The 19701-nt window shown below is 69.1% G+C and carries 18 protein-coding genes; 10 read left to right on the top strand and 8 right to left on the bottom strand.

All coding sequences use genetic code 11. The features are described from left to right. Positions 1 to 20 precede the first annotated feature (20 nt). From FKR81_RS40925 to crcB, 3 genes are read left to right on the top strand one after another with little or no spacing between them, the layout of a single operon-like run. The gene (locus FKR81_RS40925; RefSeq protein ID WP_146360654.1) at positions 21 to 461 is read left to right on the top strand and encodes a MarR family winged helix-turn-helix transcriptional regulator; all 441 of its coding nucleotides are present in this window, start codon (positions 21 to 23) and stop codon (positions 459 to 461) included. Further along, positions 445 to 852, top strand: coding sequence for a fluoride efflux transporter FluC (locus tag FKR81_RS40920; protein WP_146360653.1), 408 nt, complete (start codon positions 445 to 447; stop codon positions 850 to 852). Before FKR81_RS40925 ends, FKR81_RS40920 begins: the two co-directional genes overlap by 17 nt. Continuing rightward, entirely contained in the window at positions 840 to 1181 is a 342-nt protein-coding gene (crcB, locus tag FKR81_RS40915; protein ID WP_146360651.1) for a fluoride efflux transporter CrcB, read from the top strand. The genes FKR81_RS40920 and crcB overlap by 13 nt, the downstream gene beginning before the upstream one ends. On the opposite strand, the gene FKR81_RS40910 is transcribed toward crcB, so the two are convergent. Both FKR81_RS40910 and FKR81_RS40905 read right to left on the bottom strand, forming a co-directional pair. Next, the gene (locus FKR81_RS40910; protein ID WP_146360649.1) at positions 1161 to 3386 is read right to left on the bottom strand and encodes a HelD family protein; all 2226 of its coding nucleotides are present in this window, start codon (positions 3384 to 3386) and stop codon (positions 1161 to 1163) included. The two genes, crcB and FKR81_RS40910, sit on opposite strands and share 21 nt — an antisense overlap. A 105-nt stretch (positions 3387 to 3491) precedes the next feature. Further along, positions 3492 to 3920, bottom strand: coding sequence for a MarR family winged helix-turn-helix transcriptional regulator (locus FKR81_RS40905; RefSeq protein ID WP_186763474.1), 429 nt, complete (start codon positions 3918 to 3920; stop codon positions 3492 to 3494). Positions 3921 to 4079: 159 nt separating this feature from the next. On the opposite strand from FKR81_RS40905, the gene FKR81_RS40900 reads away from it, so the two are divergent. From FKR81_RS40900 to FKR81_RS40885, 4 genes are all read left to right on the top strand, one after another. Continuing rightward, complete coding sequence (locus tag FKR81_RS40900; protein ID WP_146360645.1) at positions 4080 to 4694, top strand: hypothetical protein; 615 nt, start codon at positions 4080 to 4082, stop codon at positions 4692 to 4694. A gap of 1 nt (position 4695) precedes the next feature. Continuing rightward, positions 4696 to 4914: a DUF6343 family protein gene (locus FKR81_RS40895; protein WP_146360643.1), complete on the top strand. Its 219-nt coding sequence runs from the start codon at positions 4696 to 4698 to the stop codon at positions 4912 to 4914. A gap of 97 nt (positions 4915 to 5011) precedes the next feature. Next, positions 5012 to 5614: a TetR/AcrR family transcriptional regulator gene (locus FKR81_RS40890; protein WP_146360684.1), complete on the top strand. Its 603-nt coding sequence runs from the start codon at positions 5012 to 5014 to the stop codon at positions 5612 to 5614. A 70-nt stretch (positions 5615 to 5684) separates the two neighbouring features. After that, complete coding sequence (locus FKR81_RS40885; RefSeq protein ID WP_146360641.1) at positions 5685 to 7025, top strand: dihydrolipoyl dehydrogenase family protein; 1341 nt, start codon at positions 5685 to 5687, stop codon at positions 7023 to 7025. 468 nt (positions 7026 to 7493) lie between these two features. Here FKR81_RS40885 and FKR81_RS40880 read toward each other — a convergent pair whose 3' ends face one another. Continuing rightward, positions 7494 to 7859: a VOC family protein gene (locus tag FKR81_RS40880; protein ID WP_146360639.1), complete on the bottom strand. Its 366-nt coding sequence runs from the start codon at positions 7857 to 7859 to the stop codon at positions 7494 to 7496. 9 nt (positions 7860 to 7868) lie between these two features. Next, positions 7869 to 9089: a hypothetical protein gene (locus FKR81_RS40875; protein ID WP_146360637.1), complete on the bottom strand. Its 1221-nt coding sequence runs from the start codon at positions 9087 to 9089 to the stop codon at positions 7869 to 7871. Between the two features lie 153 nt (positions 9090 to 9242). Between FKR81_RS40875 and FKR81_RS40870 the strand changes: the two genes are divergently transcribed. Together FKR81_RS40870 and FKR81_RS40865 are read left to right on the top strand one after the other, a co-directional pair. Further along, positions 9243 to 10601, top strand: coding sequence for a S8 family peptidase (locus FKR81_RS40870; RefSeq protein ID WP_146360635.1), 1359 nt, complete (start codon positions 9243 to 9245; stop codon positions 10599 to 10601). Between the two features lie 198 nt (positions 10602 to 10799). Continuing rightward, positions 10800 to 11303 (top strand): DUF3145 domain-containing protein, encoded by a 504-nt coding sequence (locus FKR81_RS40865; protein WP_146360633.1) that lies wholly within the window; start codon positions 10800 to 10802, stop codon positions 11301 to 11303. Here the strand turns inward: FKR81_RS40865 and FKR81_RS40860 are convergent. From FKR81_RS40860 to lanKC, 4 genes are all read right to left on the bottom strand, one after another. Then, positions 11300 to 13024 (bottom strand): ABC transporter ATP-binding protein, encoded by a 1725-nt coding sequence (locus tag FKR81_RS40860; protein ID WP_146360631.1) that lies wholly within the window; start codon positions 13022 to 13024, stop codon positions 11300 to 11302. The two genes, FKR81_RS40865 and FKR81_RS40860, sit on opposite strands and share 4 nt — an antisense overlap. A gap of 52 nt (positions 13025 to 13076) precedes the next feature. Next, positions 13077 to 14723 (bottom strand): ABC transporter ATP-binding protein, encoded by a 1647-nt coding sequence (locus tag FKR81_RS40855; RefSeq protein WP_146360629.1) that lies wholly within the window; start codon positions 14721 to 14723, stop codon positions 13077 to 13079. Positions 14724 to 14882: 159 nt separating this feature from the next. Continuing rightward, the gene (locus FKR81_RS40850) at positions 14883 to 15044 is read right to left on the bottom strand and encodes a SapB/AmfS family lanthipeptide (RefSeq protein WP_146360627.1); all 162 of its coding nucleotides are present in this window, start codon (positions 15042 to 15044) and stop codon (positions 14883 to 14885) included. A 65-nt stretch (positions 15045 to 15109) separates the two neighbouring features. Beyond that, on the bottom strand, positions 15110 to 17683 hold the full coding sequence (gene lanKC, locus FKR81_RS40845; protein ID WP_146360625.1) for a class III lanthionine synthetase LanKC: 2574 nt from the start codon (positions 17681 to 17683) through the stop codon (positions 15110 to 15112). A 646-nt stretch (positions 17684 to 18329) separates the two neighbouring features. On the opposite strand from lanKC, the gene FKR81_RS40840 reads away from it, so the two are divergent. Then, on the top strand, positions 18330 to 18902 hold the full coding sequence (locus FKR81_RS40840) for a hypothetical protein (RefSeq protein WP_146360623.1): 573 nt from the start codon (positions 18330 to 18332) through the stop codon (positions 18900 to 18902). Positions 18903 to 19701 lie beyond the last annotated feature (799 nt).

Raw genomic sequence — 19701 nt, 5'->3', positions numbered from 1 at the left:
GCTTTCAGTAAGGTTGCCGCATGTCAGACGAGGCCCGCACGCTCACCGACGTCGTCACGAGGCTGCGCCGAGCGCTGCGGACGAGCATCCGCGCCGACTGGCCGTGGGAGTCGCTGCCGATGGCGCAGGTCGAGCTGCTGCAGACGCTGGCCGAGCGGCCGCCGATGAAGGTCGGCGAGCTGGCCGCCGAGCTGCGACTCGCCCCGAACACGGTGTCCGGCCTGATCAGCCAGCTGATCGAGTCCGGACTGGTGATCAGGGGCGGTGACCCGAAGGACCGCCGCGTCGCGCGCCTCTCGGTGACCACCCGCGGCCACGAGCAGCTGGCCGTGTGGCAGCGCGAGCACGTGAAGCGCATCGGCGCCGCGCTGGGCAAGCTGGAGGACACCGAACGAGCGGACGTGGTCCGCGCGCTGGCCGCGCTGGACCGCCTCGTCGACCACCTTGCCGACCCCAGCTGACGAGCCGATCGACCCGGACGTCGACCTGCACGTCCCGGCGCACCGAGCCGAACTCACCCGCACGCACGGCGGCGTGCTCGCGGTGATCGCGCTCGGCGGCGGGCTCGGCGGAGTGGCCCGCTACGCCCTCTCGGCCGCGGTACCCGGCGCGTTCGGGATCTTCGCGATCAACGTGCTGGGCTCGTTCCTGATCGGCGTGCTCATGGTGCTCGTCGTCGACGTCTACCAGGCGCACCCGCTGGTGCGGCCGTTCCTCGGCGTGGGCGTGCTCGGCGGCTTCACCACGTTCTCCGCCTACGCGGTCGACTTCTCGTGGTACCTGCTGCTGACGCCCGTCTGCGCGTTCGCGGCCGCGTTCGCCGGCACGAGGTTGGTGCGATGGACGCTCTGATGGTGTTCATCGGCGCAGCTGTCGGCGCGCCGCTGCGCTACCTCACCGACCGGCTCGTGCAGTCGCGCCACGAGTCGGACTTCCCCTACGGCACGCTCACCGTCAACGTCGTCGGGTGCTTCGTGCTCGGCCTGCTGACCGGTGCGAGCAGCGCGTGGATGCCGCTGCTCGGCACCGGTCTGTGCGGTGGGCTCACCACGTACAGCACGTTCAGCTACGAGACCGTGCGGCTGTTCGAATGCCGCGAGTACCGGTTCGCCGCGCTGAACGCCGTGGTGAGCGTCGTCGTCGGAGTCGGCGCCGCCTGGCTAGGCCTTCAGGCGGGCTAGGACGTTCGGCAGGTCGCCGGTGTGCACGACGCCGAGCCGCTGCGTCGCACGCGTCAGCGCGACGTAGAGGTCCGACGCGCCGCGCGGCGACTCGGCCAGGATCCCGGCCGGGTCGACGACCACGACGGAGTCGAACTCGAGCCCCTTGGCGTCGGCCACGCCCAGCACCACCGTCTGCGCCTCCTCCAGGTCGTTGCCCACCGACGCACCCGGCACCGCCTCGGCCACGGCCTGCCCGGCCGACGACAGCAGCGCGGCGGGAACGATCACCGCGACCTTGCCGTCGCCGATCTCGGCGACCTCGCGGCTGATCAGCGACGGCAGCTCGTCGAACGACGAGACCGCGGCCACCCACGGCGCCACGCCGGTCTCGCGGACCGACGTCGGCGGCACCAGCTCCGGGTCGACCGAGGCCAGCACGTCGGCCGCGACCTCCATGATCTCGGCGGGCGTGCGGTAGTTGACCGTCAGCTCGGTGAGGCGCCAGCGGTTCATGACGTACGGCGACAGCACGTGGCCCCACGACGTGGCACCGCCGACGTCACCGGTCTGCGCGATGTCGCCGACGACCGTCATGGACTTGCTGGGGCAGCGGCGCATCAGCGTCCGCCACGCCATCGCCGACAGCTCCTGCGCCTCGTCGACGATGATGTGCCCGAACGTCCAGGTGCGGTCCGCCGCGGCGCGCTCGGCGGCCGTCTCGTAGCGGTCCACGCCGTGCCGTTCGGCCAGCCGGTAGGCGTCCATCAGGTCGGTCGCCATCAGGATCTCTGGGTCCGCGTCGTCCTCGAGGTCGAGGATGTCCAGCACGCCCTGCGCGTACTCGACGGCCTGGCGGCGCTGGCGTTCCGCGCGGGCCTTGGCGTCCGCGTCGTCCTCGCCGAGCAGCTCGGCCGCCTCGTCCAGCAGCGGTACGTCGGCCGGAGTCCAAGGCGTGTCGGGAGAACGCTCCATCAGCGCGCGCTCTTCCCTGGTGAACTTGGACATCGCGCGGTTGAGGCGCTTCGGGTTCGCGTACAGCTCGGTCAGCAGCGCCTGCGGCGACAGGATCGGCCAGAGCTTGTTGATGGCCGCCTGCACGTCCTCGCTCTCGCGCAGCTCGCGGCGGATGTCGTCGATGTCCGCGGAGTCCAGCAGGTGCCTGCCGAGCCGGTTGACGACCTGGTTCGCGAGCGTCGAGATGATCTCGCGCGCGAACGTGCGGCGCGCCTCGTTGTGCGCGCGGCGGGTGCGGCGGGCACGGCCGCGCGCCTCGCTGATCATCCGCCGGTCCAGGCGCAGCACGTCCTGGTCGAACGGGACCTCGACGAGCGGGGGCGCCTCCTGGCGGTCGCGCACCGCGGCGGCCACGACGTCCGCCATCTCGATGCGGCCCTTGAGCGCGGCGACCTCGGTCGGCTCGCGACCGGTCGCGTTCATGCCGGGGAACAGTTCGCCCACAGTGGACAGCAGCACGCCGGTCTCGCCGAGCGACGGCAGGACCTGGCTGATGTAGCGCAGGAACGTCGAGTTCGGGCCGACGACGAGCACGCCGCGCTTCGCGAGCTGGCGGCGGTGCGTGTAGAGGAGGTAGGCCGCGCGGTGCAGTGCCACCGCGGTCTTGCCGGTGCCGGGACCGCCCTGCACGACGACGACACCGTTCAGCTCGGACCGGATGATCGTGTCCTGCTCGGCCTGGATCGTCGCGACGATGTCGCTCATCTGGCCGGTGCGCGTGGCGTTCAGCGCGGCGAGCAGCGTCGCCTCGCCGGTCAGGCCCTCGTTGCGGCCGAGCTCGGCCGAGTTGATGTCCAAGACCTCGTCGTCGAGCCCGACGACCTTCCGCTGCTTCGTGCGGAGGTGCCTGCGGCGGCGCACGCCGTCCGGTGAGGCCGCGGTCGCGAGGTAGAACGGCCTGGCCGCGGGGGCGCGCCAGTCCATGAGCAGCGGCTCGTATTCCTTGTCCTCGTCGAACAGGCCGATGCGGCCGATGTAGAAGCGCTCACCGTTGTGGAAATCGAGCCTGCCGAACGCCAGGCCGTTCTCCACCGCGCTGTACTGAGCCAATTGGTCCGTGTACATCGCGACCGAGGTGTCGCGCTCCGAGCGCATCTGCGGCGTCCCGCCGCTCTGCCGGAGGGATTGGGCGAGGCGTTTCGAAGTCTGCTCGCGGAGGTCGTCCAGCCGGCCGTACAACATGGCCACGTATTCCTGCTCCGGTTCCATTTCGGAAGACCGGAGGTCAACGGAGGGGCTTGACAACGTGCCTCATTTCTCGATACGGTGTTCTATCAGGGTTTTACGCCTGACTCTCTTGCGTGTGCAGACTGTCTAATCTACACGCAAATCCTCGCGGTGCAGATACGCCTTCAGCAGTAGTGCGGTTAGGTCATCGCGCTCACGGTCGGTCAGCGGGGCCAGCAGCTCGGCTTCCCGCTGCTCAGCGACGTCCAGCCGCTTCACCAGCGCTCGGCGCCCGTGCGACGTCACCTCGACGGAGTAGCGCCGCCGGTCCGTCTCGTCCCGCGTCCTGCCGACGAAGCCGCGGTTCTCCAGGTGGTCGAGCAGCGACACCAGGTCGCTCGCGTCGATCCGCAGCCGGTCGCTGATCGTCTTCTGCGCGACCGGGCCGATGTCCGCGACGCAGGCCAGCACGGCCAGGTGCGAACCGCGCAGGTCGCCGGTGGTGAGCCTGCGCGCTTCCTTGACGAGCTGGAGCATCAGGTAGCTGGGCAGGCGCAGAAGCCGATCGATGCTCATGAGCGGTAAGTCTAGAAAAGATCCCACGATCCGATGTCGCAACCTGGCGAGACGTTTCATTGACGGGCTGTAGTAGTGGTGCCACCGAACGTGGTTGATGTGGGTGCCGTCGGAGTGATGCTCGCCCAGGTCAGAGCGCGTGAGGGCAATCTGGGGACCATGACGCGTGCGGAGCTCCTCCGCCTCTACCTGTGCGCGGTGCGCAGGCCGCGCCCGCAGCTCGTGCTCGCCGCGATCTTGTCGATCTGGACGCTCGCCTGGGTCATCGGCCAGTTGACCCCGCACCAGCCGACGCCGCTCGGGCTCGTCGCCTGGACCGGACTGCCGCTGCACGCGGCGTCCGAATGGGCGCGTGAGCGCGCCGACGTCCTGATCTGGCTGGCCACTGTCGGCGGTCTGAGCTGGGCCGCGACTACTGAGCGTGCGCAACTGCCGGCGCTGTCGGGCTGGTTCGCGGTGCTCGTGGCAGGTGAGGCGGCCGGCTACCAGCACGCCGTGCACAGGGCGTTGCTGAGCATGGTCGCGTTCATGGCGGTGCTCGCTGTCGTCTCGATCACCGGGCGGCGCGCGTTCGTCGTCGACCGGGTCGCGGTCATCCCGCGCGACGTGCTGCGGGCCTGCGTCACGGCCGCCGTGCTGTCCGCGATCGTCCCGCTCATCGCGCCGGGCCTGGCGCTGACGCGGCTGGTCAGCCCATATGTGACGAAGCCTCCGAAGCCGGACCCGACCAGGCTGAGACGGGTTGAGCCGATGGGTTTGCGGGAAGCCAGATGACGTGTCGGACTACTTGCCGCCGCCCGCTCCGCCCCGGAGCGCGCTGACGCTCCGGTTGTGGCTGGCGGGATTCGGCGTCGTCTTCAACGGTGTCGCGGCGGTGCTCGCGGCGCGCGCCGACCTGTTGTGGCTCGCGATCCTGCTCGGTGTTCTCGTCGTCGTTTGCCTAGTCGACTTCGCGTGGGTTGTGCACAGAAAGCGACGAGGCGATCCCGGTTGATGAAACCTGTCAGGAACCTGTGCTGGGCATACTCGCTCGTATAGATAAAGATGTTCACGTGCATGAAGACCCGGCTAGGGGCAGGTTAGCCAGGGTGATGCGTCGACAGCCGGTGCAACAACGGGGCGCGGCTACAGTCACCGCGATCCTGGACGCTTGTGCGAGCCTGCTGAACGACTACGACTACGACGACATCACCACTGCGCGCATCGTCGATGTGGCCGGTGTGCCCATTGGCTCCTTCTACCAATACTTTCCGGACAAACGCTCAGTCGTGCACGCACTCGCGTTGCGCGGCATGGAGTCCTACCTGGACGAGGTGGAGAAGCTCTTCTCCGACGACCTCATCGCGGACAACTGGCGGGACGCGATGGGCCAGATCGTCGGCGTGTACCTGCGCATGCTCGCGGAGGTGCCGGGGTTCGGGCGGGTGCGGTTCAGCGACATGCTGGACAGCCACCGGCTCGACTCGAGCGTCGACCAGTACGAGCTGATGGCCGAACGGCTGGCCGAGATGTTCGTCGACCGCTTCGGCGTGCGCGGACCGGGTCCGGTGATGCTGACCTTCCGCATCGCCGTGCACACCGCGGACGCCCTGTTCAAGCTGGCCGAACGCGTGGACGAGCAGGACCGTCCGGTCGTGTTCGGCACCGCCGACGAGGTGATCGCCCGAATGCTCGCCTCGGTGCTCGACCCCTAGTTCTTCCGGCTGCTGCGAGGGCCACCCCGGCGGACGCCGGGGTGGCCCTCGCAGCACTAGGGTCGGGTGCATGGACTTCGACGTCGTCGTTGTGGGTGGCGGTCCGGTCGGCGAGAACGTCGCCGGGCGCACCGCGGCGGGTGGCCTCAGCACGGTCATGATCGAGGCGGAACTCGTCGGCGGTGAGTGCTCGTACTGGGCGTGCATGCCGAGCAAGGCGTTGTTGAGACCGGGCCACGCGCGTGCCGCCGCGGCCCGCGTCCCCGGCGTGCCCGTCGGCCCGCTCGACGTGCCCGCGGTGCTCGCGCGCCGCACCGAGTTCACCTCGAACTGGGACGACAGCGGCCAGGTGAAGTGGGCCGAGGGTGCCGGCATCACCGTCGTGCGCGGCCGCGGCTCGGTCACCGGCGAACGCGAGGTGACCGTCGGGTCGGACGTCTACCGCGCCCGGCACGCCGTCGTCATGTGCACCGGCAGCGTGCCCAAGATGCCGCCGCTGCCCGGCCTCTCCTCCACTCCGGTGTGGACTTCCCGCGAAGCGACTTCTGCCAAGGCCGTGCCGTCCAGTCTGGTTGTTCTGGGTGGCGGTGTCGTTGGTGTCGAGATGGCGCAGGTGTGGGCGCGGCTCGGGTCCTCGGTGACGCTGGTTGTTTCGGGGCCGCGGCCGTTGCCCCGGTTCGAGGAGTTCGTCGGGCCGCTGGTGTGCGACGGGTTGCGCGCCGACGGGGTCGAGGTGCTGCTGAACGCTCGGGCCGCGTCCGTCGCGCCCGGTGCGTTGACGTTGGAGGACGGGCGGGTGGTGCGTGGGGACGAGATTCTCATCGCCACCGGGCGGAAGCCTGCTACGTCTTCCGGTGAGCCGCTTGCTGTCGATGACACCGGGCTCGTGTCCGGTGTGGATGGTCGGTGGTTGTACGCGGCCGGTGATGTCACCGGGCGGATCATGTTGACGCACCAAGGGAAGTACGAGGCTCGGGCGGTCGGGAGTGCGATCCTGGCCCGTGTTGCGGGTGAGGAGCCTGTGCCGTGGTCTGCTGGGGCCGCTTCTGCTGATCACGTTGCGGTGCCTCAGGTCGTGTTCACCGACCCCGAGGTCGCGTTTGTCGGGCGGACTGCTGAGCAGGCTCGTGCTTCCGGGCTTTCTGTTCGGGGCGTTGACTTGGACATCGCTGTTGCTGGGTCGTCGTTGCACGCTGACGGGTACAGCGGGCGGGCGCGGATGGTTGTCGACGAGTCTCGGCGGACGTTGGTCGGGGTTACGTTCGTTGGGCAGGACGTTGCTGAGATGGTGCACGCTGCCACTGTTGCGATTGTTGGGGAGGTGACTGTGGATCGGTTGTGGCACGCCGTTCCCGCTTACCCGACTATCAGTGAGGTGTGGTTGCGGTTGCTGGAGTCTTACGGGTTGTAGGTGCGTCTTTGCGGTGGTGGGTGGCGAGCCCCTCCCCACCCCCTGCCCTCCGGGAAGGTTTGCTCTGATCATTCGGCCGCCGGTTTTGGCTCGGGGGCCGCGCCCGTTCTGCAATGCGGGGTCGCCAGTGCGGCGGGCGCTCCTTTCTCTTGGCACCTGCCGGTTTTCGCTGTGCTCCCTAGTAGGCCTTCGTCAGGTTGGCAGGTCAGGGCTCGTGAGTGATTAGGAGGCCTATGGCACTCCTAATCACTCACGAGCTTTGACCTGCTGCGATCGATGGTGGCGCCTGTCGCTGCTCGCCGCGTTCGTGCCGGTGGGTGTGTGGCGGGCCTTTGCTTCTGCGGGTTTCGGGGGTTGGCGTGCCTGTGGGCCGGGGATTGTCGGTGCTGGCTGCGAGCATGGATCGGGGGGTTCTCAGCACCGGGGGACGCCCGCGCGAGCGCGCCGACGCGGAAGCGTCGTGCCGCCCTACTCCTCGAACCAGACCAGGCAGAACGTGTGCCCCACCGGATCGGTGTACACGCGGAACCAGTCGCTGTCGTTGGCCTGCACCAGCTTCGCCCCGAGAGCTAGCACCTGGGGCTCGGCCACGGACACGTCCGAGACGAGCACGTCCAGGTGGAACTGCTGCGAAGCGGCCGGGTCGGGGAAGCGAGGTGGCTGGTACTCGGGCGCCTGCTGGAAGGCGATGCGCCGGCCTTCGGCGTCGACGATGACCACCCACGTGGCGTCGCTGCCGTCCAGCACCGAAGCGCCGAGCAGCTCGCAGTAGAACGGCGCGAGTGCGAACGGATCAGGACAGTCCAGAACTACCGAGCGAAGTTGTCCGATCATCCGCCAAGGTTATTGCGCGGGGAGCCGCAACGCCTGCTTCGCGACCGCGTCCAGCAGCGGGTCACCGGCACCACCGGCCCACACGGCCTGCGCGATGTGGACGCGCGTGCCCTTGATGGAGCTGGCGAAAGCCGCGCGCTCAAGAGGTTTGCCGTCCAGGCCGTTGATGCCGCCCGAGCCGGGGGCGACCACGACGGCGTGGAACGCCTGTGCGCTCGGGGCGTCCAGGACGTCCAGCGATGCCACGACCACGGTGACCTTGCGGTTGTCGATGGCTGTCTCGTACTGGGCGCGTTCCAGGCGGCGGCACTCGTTGGCGATCAGCCACGCCTTCACGTCGCCGTAGGCCTGGGGTGCGCACTCGTCGTTCCTGTGGGCGCTCTGGGGTGTGAACGACGTGCCGTCCACGACGACGGTCGTCGGCTGCGGCGGTGGGCTCTCCGACACGGCGGCCGCGGTGTCGTCGCCCGAGGCCAGTGCCACGACCAGCCAGACGACCAGCAGCAGGGACACCACGGCGCCGCCGGCCCACAGCAGCCACGGCAAGCGCTTGCGGGACGTGGGGCGGGGGTCGGTCACCTTCGGGATCAGCATGGTGCTCGCCGACGCCAGGTCGGGCGTCGGGGCGTCGGAGAAGCCCTCGGCCAGCAGTGCGGCCACCTGTGGCGGCGAGCCGGAAGGGGAGACGACGGCCAAGAGCTTGGCGGCCTGTTCGACGCTGCACGGCAGTGCGGACGTGGCGAGCTCGCGGGCCGAGGCCATCAGCGTGGTGGGCTTCGGGTGCAGGACGCGCACGCCTCGGTTGAGGTCGGACGTCGGCTGCACCACCTGCTTCACGTACGGGCCGACGGCCACGACGGTGCTCACCGGGAGCGGGGTGGCGCGCATGGCCTGGATGCGGTGGGCGACGGCGGTCGCCGCCTCGACGGCCTCGGTCGCCGGGTTGGGAGTGCCGTCCGGGCTCACCAGGGGCCAGCCGTCGATCTTCCACTGGCCCGCGAGCGGCGCCTCCAGGCGCATCGCCGGATCCGGGAGGTCCACGCCGACGATCACGAGCACGCCGCGCGGCATCACGACCACCGCGTCCAGCGGACGCGGGCAGTCCGGCGGCTGCACGCCCAGCAGGGCGACGCCGCCGACGATCTCGTTGCCGACACCCCACGTGGTCAGCGCGGCTCGCACGTCCGCGCCCACGGCCGAGGGTTCGGCACCAAGCCGGATGAGCCGCACGAGTTGTCACCTTTCTGTGAGGGCACGACACCGTAGCGCTGCGGAGCGTGTTCGGGCCTGTCGGATCACCCAGTTGAGACGATCCGTGACAGCCGTCACCGGATAGTGGATCACTCGTTAGGTGTATTGCCTATCGATGTTCACGGAGGGTCCATGTTCAAACGAGCCACCCTGCTCGCCGCCGCGCTCGTGGCCGTCTCAGCCCCGCACGCGTCGGCGTTGACGCTCGACACGGTGTTCGTGCACGCGACCGACATCAGTTCGGCCGAACAGGCCGTCGCACGGTCCGGGCTGACGAAGATCACCAGCTTCCGCAAGATCGGCGTCGTCGCCGCACGCGGCAGCCAGGCGCAGATCAACTCCGCCCGCGTGAACCCAGGGGTCACGCAGGTCGAGGCGAACCGCGCGATCAAGTTCCTCGGCTCCACGTCGCACGTCGCGACGCGCGGGGTCGAGGCGCGCAACAACCTCGGGCTCGACGGCCGCGGCGTCACGGTCGCGGTGATCGACTCCGGCGTCGACCCGACGCACCCGTCGTTCAAGCTGCCGGACGGCTCGTCGAAGATCGTCCGCAACCTCAAGAGCACCTGCCTCGACGAGTCGAGCAGCGCCACGAACTGCATCGTCGACCTGCCGACGATCGTCGACACCGACACGCTGTCCGTCGGTGGCCACGGCACGCACGTCACGGGCATCGCGGTCGGCAACGACGTGCAGCTGTCCGGTGGCCCGGTCGTGCGCGGCGCGGCTCCCGGCGCCAAGGCCGTCGTGATCTCCACCGGTGCCGCGCTGTTCATCATCGGCGCGGACGCGGCGCTCAACTGGGTGCTGGAGAACCACCGCGCTCCCTGCGGTGCCGGCGTCCCGGCGAGCGTGTGCCCGCCGATCAAGGTGATCAACAACTCGTACGGCCCGTCCGGTGGTGGGGCGTTCGACGCGAACTCGGTGACCGTCAAGCTCCAGCGCGCGCTCGCGGCCGAAGGCGTGGTCACGGTGTGGGCCAACGGCAACGACGGCGGCGACGGTTCGACGAACCTGTCCAACCCGCCCGGCATGGACCCGACTCCGGGCGTGCTGTCGGTGGCGTCCTACAACGACCAGGAGACCGGCACGCGCGACGGCGCGGTGTCCGACTTCTCGTCGCGCGGCCTGGCGACGGACTCCTCGACGTGGCCGGACATCTCGGCTCCCGGCGAGAACATCACCTCGTCCTGCCGGCTGTACCTGGTGATCTGCTCGACCGGCCTCAAGCCGCAGAACGGCCCCGGCCTGCTCGACGTCGGCACGTTCAACACCATCAGTGGAACGTCCATGGCGGCACCCCACATCGCGGGGATCGTCGCACAGATGTTCCAGGCCAGGCCGAACGCGACTCCCGCTGACATCGAGCGGGCGCTGAAGGCGTCGGCCCACAAGTACGGATCCGGGTACCAGCAGGTCGGGCCGTACACGTCGAGCTTCGACAAGGGCACCGGCCTAGTCGATGTCGTCGCCGCGGTAAACGCAATCTAGATCACGATCACGTATCACCCGACCGGGCTCTCAGGGCCTAAAGTCCCGGATCTGCCCCGGTCGGGTGATGATCGTGCTGGTTCTTATGGCGGACAACGGCCATCGCAAGGCAGAATGCACCAAACGGGAATCACGAAGATCGCTTCGCTCGACAGGCCGTAGGGGAAGACGTCCCTCGTCGAGTAGCGGAGGTCAGCAGTGAGCACCCGTGGCAGCACCAGTGGCGTGGTCTACGTCCACTCGTCGCCGTCTGCGGTCTGTCCGCACGTCGAGTGGGCGATCTCGGGCACCCTGGGTGAACGAGTAGACCTCCGATGGGCGGCGCAGCCCGCGGCACCAGGCCAGTTGCGCGCCGAATGCGCCTGGACCGGAGACTCCGGCACAGGCGCCAAACTCGTGGCCGCGTTGCGCGCGTGGCCCATGCTTCGGTTCGAGGTGACCGAGGAACCGTCGCCGGGTACCGACGGCGAACGCTTCTGCTTCGCGCCCGTTCTCGGTCTGTGGCACGCGAGAACCAGTGCCAACGGCGACATCGTCGTGTCCGAGGACCAGCTTCGCGCCCTCGCCGCCCGCAGTCGTGGTGGTGAGTCGTTCGCCCACGGTGTGGACGAACTGCTCGGCGCGGCCTGGGACGACGCTTTGGAACCGTTCCGGCGAGCAGGCGACGGGGCTCCCGTCACCTGGCTGCACCGCGTCGGCTAATGCTGCAGGCTCGTGCTGGTGTGGGTCGGATCCCAGGCCAGCATGAGCTGCGCGTACATGTCTGACGTCGCCAGAAGTTCCTGGTGCGTGCCCAGAAGAGGCGCGCCGCCGTCCATCACCAGCACCCGGTCCGCGCGCAGCGCCGAGCTCAGCCGGTGCGCGATCACCACGAGAGTTCCGTTGCGTGCCGCGAAAGCGCGTTCGACGCGTGCCTCGGCGGACGGGTCCAGGTGCGAGGTCGCCTCGTCGAGGATCACCACTTCGGCCGCGGAGGCGTGCACCCTGGCCAGCGCCAGCAGCTGTGCCTCGCCCGCGGACAGCCCGGCACCCGCGTGGCCCAGCGTGGCGTCCAGCCCACCCACTCGTTCCACCAGGTCGGCCGCGCCGACCTTCGCCGCGGCGTCCAGCAGTTCCGCATCGGATGCGGCGGGCGCGAACAGTGCGAGGTTCTCGCGCACCGTGCCGGTGAACAGGTAGGTCTCCTGCGGGGTCAGCGCGATCGCCTTGTGCCGCACCGCGGGCCGCACCATGTCGACCGGCACGCCGCCGAACAGCACGCTGCCGCGTTGCGGCGACATCATCCCGGTCAGCAGACCGGCCAAAGTGGACTTGCCGATGCCGCTGGGACCGACCACCGCGAGATGCTCACCCGCGGCGAGATCCAGGTCGAGATCCCGCACGATCGGCTCGGCGTGCCCGCCCCAGCCGAACGTGAGGCCGCGCAACGCGATGTCGTGACCGTCAGGCACCTCGTCACCACTGACCGGTGTCGTTTTCGGCGCCGTTTCGCCGAGCCGCTTCAACGCGACCATCAGCCGCAGCACCACGGTGCTCGTGGCGTTCGCGAGCTGCAGCAACGCGGGCTGCACGTTCGTCGTCAGGTAGACGACCGCGCCGAGCACCGCGCCCTTCGTCAACTGTCCTGATGCGACCAGTCCGGGTGCCAGCACGACCAGCAGCATCAACGGCACCAGACTGCCGCACCCGATCACCAGACCGCGCAACGCGTTCGCCCACGCGACCCGCACAGCAGCGCCGGCCTGCCGGTCGACCGCCGCCGAAACCGTCGCGCCGGCAACCTGTTCGGCTCCGCACGACACCACGTCGCGGATCCCGACCAGCACGTCGCCCGCTGCTTCCGCGGCGTGCTCCTCGGCCAGCACCGCGTCCCGCTGCCTGCGTGCCAGCGAGGGGAGCAGCATGCCGAACAACACCAGCGCCACCACGATCGGCAACCCGAGCATCCAAGCCAGCTGCCCCGCGGTGGTGGCGAGACCGATCAGCGCGGCCGCCGTGGTGACCAGCAGTCCCCGCGTCTGCACCAGCATCCCGGCCGTCGCGTCACGAACAACCTCGACGTGGCGCGTGATCCGCGCGACCGCGCTGGCGTCCGGCTGCCGCCGGTGCGTGGCCGGATCCGTCAGCACACCACGCACGACGATCCGCACCAGCGCGTCCCGCATCGGCTCGATCACCCCGCCGAGCCGCGCGAACACCTGCCGCTGCCCCCACGCGCCGAGCACCGAGACGAACGCGAACACCACCAGCCACCGCACACCCGTCCACACGTCGCCCGCGCCGAACCCGCGGTCGACCGCGAGCCCCACCAGCCGGCCGGACAGGAACGCGGGGATCCCTTCCAGCACCGACCAGGCCAGCAGGATGAGCACACCGCGGCGATGGCCGGTCAGTGCGTTGAAGTAGAGGCGGAGCACGTCCATCACTCACCACCGTCCGTCGAGGAGGAATGCAAGGGGCGTGGGCTCAGGGGCATCAGGCGTCGCCTCCGGTGAAGACGGAGCGGTAGTCGGGGTGTTGCCACAGGTCGTCGTGGGTGCCGGTGCCGCGCACGTGGCCGTCTTCCATCCACACCACGACGTCCGCGCGGGTGGCCGTGGCCGCGCGGTGCGTCACCACGACCCTGGTGCGGCCGGGGAGCGCGGAGTCGATCGCCTGGTCCACCTTGGACTCGGTCACCGTGTCGAGGCTGGCTGTCGCGTCGTCGAGGACCAGGACCCTGGGGTCGCGCACGATCGCGCGGGCCAGGCCCAGGCGCTGCGCCTCACCGCCGGAGAGCGGTGTGTCGGCCATCGGCGTGGCGTAGCCGTCGGGCAGGCGGACCACCACGTCGTGCACCTGGGCCGCCTCGCACGCCGCGCGCACCAGCGCGTCCTCCACGGCGATGCCGTAGCCGACGGAGTCGGCGACGGTGCCGCCCAGCAGGGCGGGCCGTTCGAACGCCACGCCGACCGCGGCGTGCAGCGAACCGGAGGTCAGGTCGCTGAGCGGGACACCGTCGAGCAGCACCTGGCCGCGCGCGGGTGTGCTCAGGCCACCGATCGCGGAGGCCAGAGTGGACTTGCCGGAACCGGATCGGCCGACCACGGCGAGGAAAGTGCCCGCGGGGACGTGCAGGTCGACGTCGTACACGCCGCGGATGTCGAGATCGCCCGCCCCCGCGGGGAGCACGAGCTCACCGTGCGCGGGCGCCGGCGAGTCCAGCACCTCGGCCAGGCGCGTGCCGCTGGCCCGAGTTCGTTCGAGCGTGGTCAGCTGGCTCAGCTGTCCCACGATGCCCATGGCCAGTGCCGTGTAACCGAGCACGGCCAGCATCGAACCGACCGAGATCCGCCCGGCGACCACACCGAAACCGGCCGCGGTCAGCACGGACAGCTGCACCGTCGGCACGAGCAGACCGGCGCGCCAGATCATCCGCGCCTGGGTGCGCCACATGCCGATGCCCGCGGCCGCGAGGTCGGGCAGCGGGCGCAGCACCCTGGTCGCTTCCTGCTCGGCGGTGCCCGACGCGGCGATGGTGCGCAGTCCGCCGACCGCGTCCAGCAGTCGCGCGGCCAGGTCGCCGGAAACCTGCTGGTAGGCGAGCACGTCGTCCGCCGTGAGCCGCATGTGCGTGCGGACGAGCAACAACCCGAACGGCACGCTCGCCAGGAACACCACGGCCAGCCGCCAGTCCAGCAACGCCAGTGCGACCACCGCACCGGCGGAGCTCACCACGGTGATGCCGAGGTTCACCAGCAGCACGGCGAAGCCACCCGCGATCGCGGAGTCGCCGGTCAGCCTGCTCACTCCGTCACCAGCGGCGAACGGAGCCGGATGGCCGAGGCGCAGCAGGTGGTGCGCCACCCGGTGCCGCAGCCACGCCGTTGCCCGGCTGGTCAGCCCGGCCGCCACGACGATGCTCGCGGTGTCGACCGCGATCTCGGTGCCGGTGACGGTGAGCAGCCACAGGACGGTGGGCGCGTCGAGCGTGCCCGCGAGCGCCATGTCCACGGCCTTGGCCAGCGCGTTCGGGATGAGCAACGCGCAGGTGGTGCCCACGACCGCGGTGGTCACCAGGAACACCCACCGCCAGTCACGCCTGATCACTGACGACAACAGTCTGTCACCTGGTCTGGCCACGATCTGTTCCTCCAGGGCGGTCGAGGCGCATCATGAGCAAGGGCCCGACAGCAGTCGTGCCGGCGGCAACCGGCATGCGCTGTCGGACCCCTTGTGTGGTGGAGCGGCACACTTCGCCTGTGCCGCTCCGCCACTGTCACCTGCTCTGAGTGGAGCTGGTTAGCAGATCGCCACGCTCAGGACGCTGTGGGAGCCGCAGGCCAGCACGGAGAGGTTGGAAGCGGACGTGCTGCCGCCGCCACCGCCGCCGCCACCGTGCGACGCCATCGCCGACGAAGACTCGGGGGTCTCCAGGTCCTGCATGTCAAGAATGAAACCCATTTCGACTTCTCCTTTTTCGGGGGATCTATCGGAGGGTGGTACCCGCCGGCCGAGGGGCCGGTGGCTCAGGGGGCCGACGCGGCGAGCGCGTCAGCCGGTTGGGGTTGTACGCCCAGGAACGGAAGCATCCTGCCTGTCTGGTCCAGAGTGGACGCCACCGTCAGAAGCACGCCTGCGGCGCCGCTCATCAGGTCCATGGACAGCCTGCGCAGCTGGTAGCCGGGGAACGTGATCCCGTTCTCGTACGAGACCGCGTGCCAGGCCAGCGCGCGTAGATGCCGCTCGATCGCCTTCTCGAAAACCGGGTCGGGCTGTCTGCGGACCACCTGCGCCAGCGTGCCGAGCAGGCCCATCCGCCCGAACCCGAGTCCGGGATGGCTGACGTACTCGCTGCCGCAGGAGGACACCAGGTCGGGCAGCTTCGCGACGGGCGGCGCGTCCGGAACGTGTCGTGCGTACTCGTCGAGCACGAGCGCGATGCCCGCGCCGCCGACCTCCACGTAGGGCAGGGTCCGATCACCGTCGTGCACCTGCAGCGTGCCGTCGACCGCCAACTCGCATTCCTCGAGGTCGCGGTCCAGTGCCCGCTCCGCGTGGTCCAGCCACGCGCGGTCGCCGGTGTGCTCGAAGAGCCTGACGAAGAACAGCGCGGGTCCTGACCAGCCGAGGAACAATCCGGCTCTGCCCTTGTCACCGGGCGGCTCCGCGTTCGGCAGCATGCTCGCGGTCCGGTCGCCCAGGTCGATCGCCTGCGCGAGGAAGTCGCGGTCCTGCCTGGTGTGCGCGAAGTGCAGCAGGTTCAGCCCGATGCCGGCCAGGCCGCTTCTCAGACTGTGGTCCTGTGTTTCGTCGACCATGGGCGCGTACTCCGCCACCAGGTCGGCCGCCTGCTCGGAGTAGCCGAAGTTCTCCAGCACGTGCGCGATGCCGTGCGCGCCGGCGTAGAAGCCGGGCTCTTTCGGCGGTTCGCGGCGCACCGCGTCGAGCAGCCACTGCTCGTACTCGGGGAACCGGCCCTCGCCGCTCGCGTGCAGCGCGTGCAGCACACCGGACGCGCCGTACGCGAACGCCGCCGGACTGAACTCGAACTGCTCGACGTCACCGGGGAACAGCCGGTCCTCGCGGTGCGGCGTCGCGCTCGCCAGGATCGCGGTGGCGATCGCCTTGCGCACCACCGTCCAGTCGGGCTGTTCGTCGTCCAGGGCGATGTGCGTGGCCGCGGGGATGCTCGTGCGCGGCGTGAGCACGTCGATGATGCTGTCGCAGTACTCGTCGGGCAGGTCGAACCGGCGGCGGATGAAGTCCACATGGGACTGGAGCTTCTCCGGCGCGAGCTCCAGCATCGTGTTGAGCGGCAGGAAGAGCCACAGCTTCAGCGCCGCGAGCCCGTAGTCGTCGACATCGGACCCGCTGCGATCCGGTGGCGCCTGGAAGCCCGGAGCGCCGAGGGTGGGGCGCTGGTCGGAGTCGATCGGGAAGGACAGCTCGAAGTCGATCAGCGACAAGCGCTCGTTCTCGTCCAGCAGGATGTTGTGGGCGTGCAGGTCGCCGAAGACCAGGCCGCGCTCGTGCACGGCGTCGAGCGTCCGCTCCACCTTGTCCACCAGTGCGAACGTGCGGGTCCTGTACTCGGCGAGCTGCTCATCGGTGACGGTGGTGTGGGCCAGCGGGTAGTGGTGGCCGAGCCACCAGCTGAGCCGGTTGCCCGGCATGAGCTCCATCGCGAGGAAGTGGTGTTCCCAGCAGACGAAGTGCTCGTACACCTCCGGCACACCGGGGATGCCCGCCAGCTGGACGAGCGTGTCGTGTTCGTGCTGGAGCCTGCTCACCGCGTCAGCGCTGCGCCGGTCGAGGCCGGCGTGCGGCCTGGCCTCCTTCAGCACGACCTCTTTGCCGTCCGACTTGCGGTTCGCGAGGTAGACGCCGCCGCCGTTCGAGAAGTGCAGAGACTTGGTGACCTGGTAGGGGAACTGCGCCGGGTCGCCGCTGTTGTTGCGGGCGTCCAGGTGCGGTGCGAGGCACGCGGGCAGCTCGACCCACTCCGGCAGGCTGAACGTGGGCTTGCGCCGGTCGGGAACGAGGGTGCCGTCGCGGTCCTGGATGGCCAGCACGCGCTTGCCGTCCACCTCGAGCCACTGTTCGACGAAGCCGCCGTAGCGCACGAAGAGCGGGCCGGCGCCGTAGCGGAGGTCGCTGAGGATGTACGCGCCCTCGAACCCGTCGAGCTCGGCCGACAGGTCGGTGAGGATGCGTTCCATCTGCGTCTCGTCGGCGGGGTAGATCGTGATCAGCTTGCCGCTGCCCTCCCGCGGGGCGTATTTCGAGTTGCGGGCGAGCACGATCGACAGGGTGCGGAGGTGCTTGAAAGGAATCCGGTGCTCCACGCAGTAGGAATGGGTCGCTTTCAACACCTGTCCGGCGTTGCGCAGCGTCGCCGAGACGTGGATCTTCCAGCCCTGCGTGGGGAGCACGACACCGTCAGGGTGCACGTGGCGCCAGATGTTGTGATCCGCCTGCTTCCAGCCGGAGGGCAACGTCGGCAGCACATGTGCGAAATCGTCTCGTGGGGTTTCCGTGAGGCTCTGCACGTCGTAGAAGAGACTGTCCGCGAAGCAGTACGCCTCGTAGCGGAGATCCACTGGAATTCCCCTCCCTGCGATTCGGTGCGAATTGGTGATGCCGCATATTCCCGCACAATCCGAGCGCAATGGCCAATCCGCCAACTCGGGGATATGGGTAGGCCGTTTGGGACCTTTCGATGCATGGTTACCTGCGAGTATGTGACGCTCGGTGATGAGGTTTGGGTCCACATCACCCGGTTGAACCGTTACCGCTCGGCGATTCGTTCGTTGCGTACAGCTACAGTTGCCTAACGAGACCAATGGGTCTCAATTATTGGCAGCCGTTCTACCTGCTGTATTCCAGCCGACTTTCGTTGTATAGTTCTGTCTTGGCAAGGGTTTTACACTGCCTGTTGCAGGTGGGCTGAGCGGGTGATGCCCCGAATGCCACCTATTGCATGTTTAGCTGCGCCGTTCGGCGGTATTGGCTACCCTGCTTGCACTCATTCGTAGTGTGGGATTACCCCTCAGTAATTTCCAACGCAAGTAGGTATTGCTCCGTCCAAGTTGCATGCGTTTGGAAGTAACCATGCATCTGTATGCACGGTTACTTCCAAACGTTGAATATGTTGAAACAGTCGCGTTTCACACTGCAGGTATCGGGTATGGGCAATTGTGAGTACCTCGCCCGGAGTAGGCCAGGCGGTGCGGTTAGGCTGAACGGATGGGGACAAGCCGCTGGCTGCTACCCGCCGTGCTGGTGATCACCGGCGCATCGGTGGGCACGGGCATGGTCGTGCGCGAGCTGTACCAACGCCCGGCCGAGGCCAAGGGCGATCCAGTCGTGCAGTCGAGCTCGTCGGCGTCGCCCGCGGATCTGCCGGGGGATGCCGAGGTCCGGCTGAGCGTCGATGCGTTCGCCCACCCGGACCGCGAACGCGTGCAGAACGTCCTGCAGCGCAACTTCGACGCCATCAACGAGCGCGACTTCGCCAAGTGGCGCGGGTCCGTCACCCGCGAGCGGTCGCGCGACACCAGCGAGGAGCACTGGCGGACCGAGTACTCCACCACCCAGGACGGGAGCATCGTCGTGCAGCGCATCGAGTCCGATGCGCGCAGCGGGCGGTTGCGGGTGCTCATGACGTTGGTCAGCACGCAGGACCCCTCGAAGGCTCCGGCCGAGTTTCCTGAGCGGTGCATCCGGTGGCGGGTCGTCTACCCCCTCAAGTGGGAGGACGACGAGTTGCGGATCGACAAGGGTGTCGAGAGCGGGAACCCTCAGCGGTCCGCCTGCTGAGGGTTGGCTTTCGTGGTGGGGCGGGGAGGGGCCCGCGGATCACCTCACGGTCGCCACACGGAAGAGCCCTCGTCAAGGCGGAAAAGCTGCCTTGACGAGGGCTCTTCCGTGTGGCAAGGCTGCGCCTGATCCGCGAGCCCCTCCCCGCCCCCGGCCGTCCGGATGCTTGGGATCGTTCGGCTGCCGGTTTGTGTTCGGGGCCGCGCCCGTTGGGCAGTGCGGGGGTTGGGGAATGCGGCGGGCGCTCCTTTCTTTTGGTACCTGCCGGTTGGCCTGTGCTCTCTTGGTTTCTGCCGGTCTCGTGGTGGGTCGCTTGGTGTGCTGGCGTCGCTTCGCTCGCCGGGGGCCACGCTGCGCCGCAGAAGTTGCGGGCTGTCGCACCCCCGGTTTCGCGGCTGATCTGCCGGTGGGGCCGGGGGATTGTCGGTGCTGGCTGGGAGCATCGGTTCGGGGGTTCTCGGGTGCGGGGGACGCCCGCGTGAGCACGCTCGTGGCCGTGAGCGGCGGCCCGGCAGGGCCAGGGTGTGTCGTATCGGGCGGAAGTCGGGCCCAGCGGCGGGTGGGTCGAGCTGGCGGGACCGACGGTAAGCGGGTCGGTGTACCGACGGAAGGCGAGTCCGACGGCAGGCGGGTCGGTGTGCCGACGGAAGGCGGGCCCGGCGGCAGGTGGGTCGGTGTGATCAGGCAAGGAGTGTGCGTGTCCGCAGTCAGCGGGGTGGTGGGCACCTGGCGATTGGGCCTTGACTTGGGGTGCGGCGTGGTACCCCTATCGGGCCGGCAGGTTCTCTTCCTGCCGGCG

Origin of the sequence: Lentzea tibetensis, assembly GCF_007845675.1 — a bacterium.
GTDB lineage: Bacteria > Actinomycetota > Actinomycetes > Mycobacteriales > Pseudonocardiaceae > Lentzea > Lentzea tibetensis.
The sequence above is the reverse complement of the archived record's forward strand: the minus strand, read 5'-3'. Positions and strand labels throughout refer to the sequence as shown.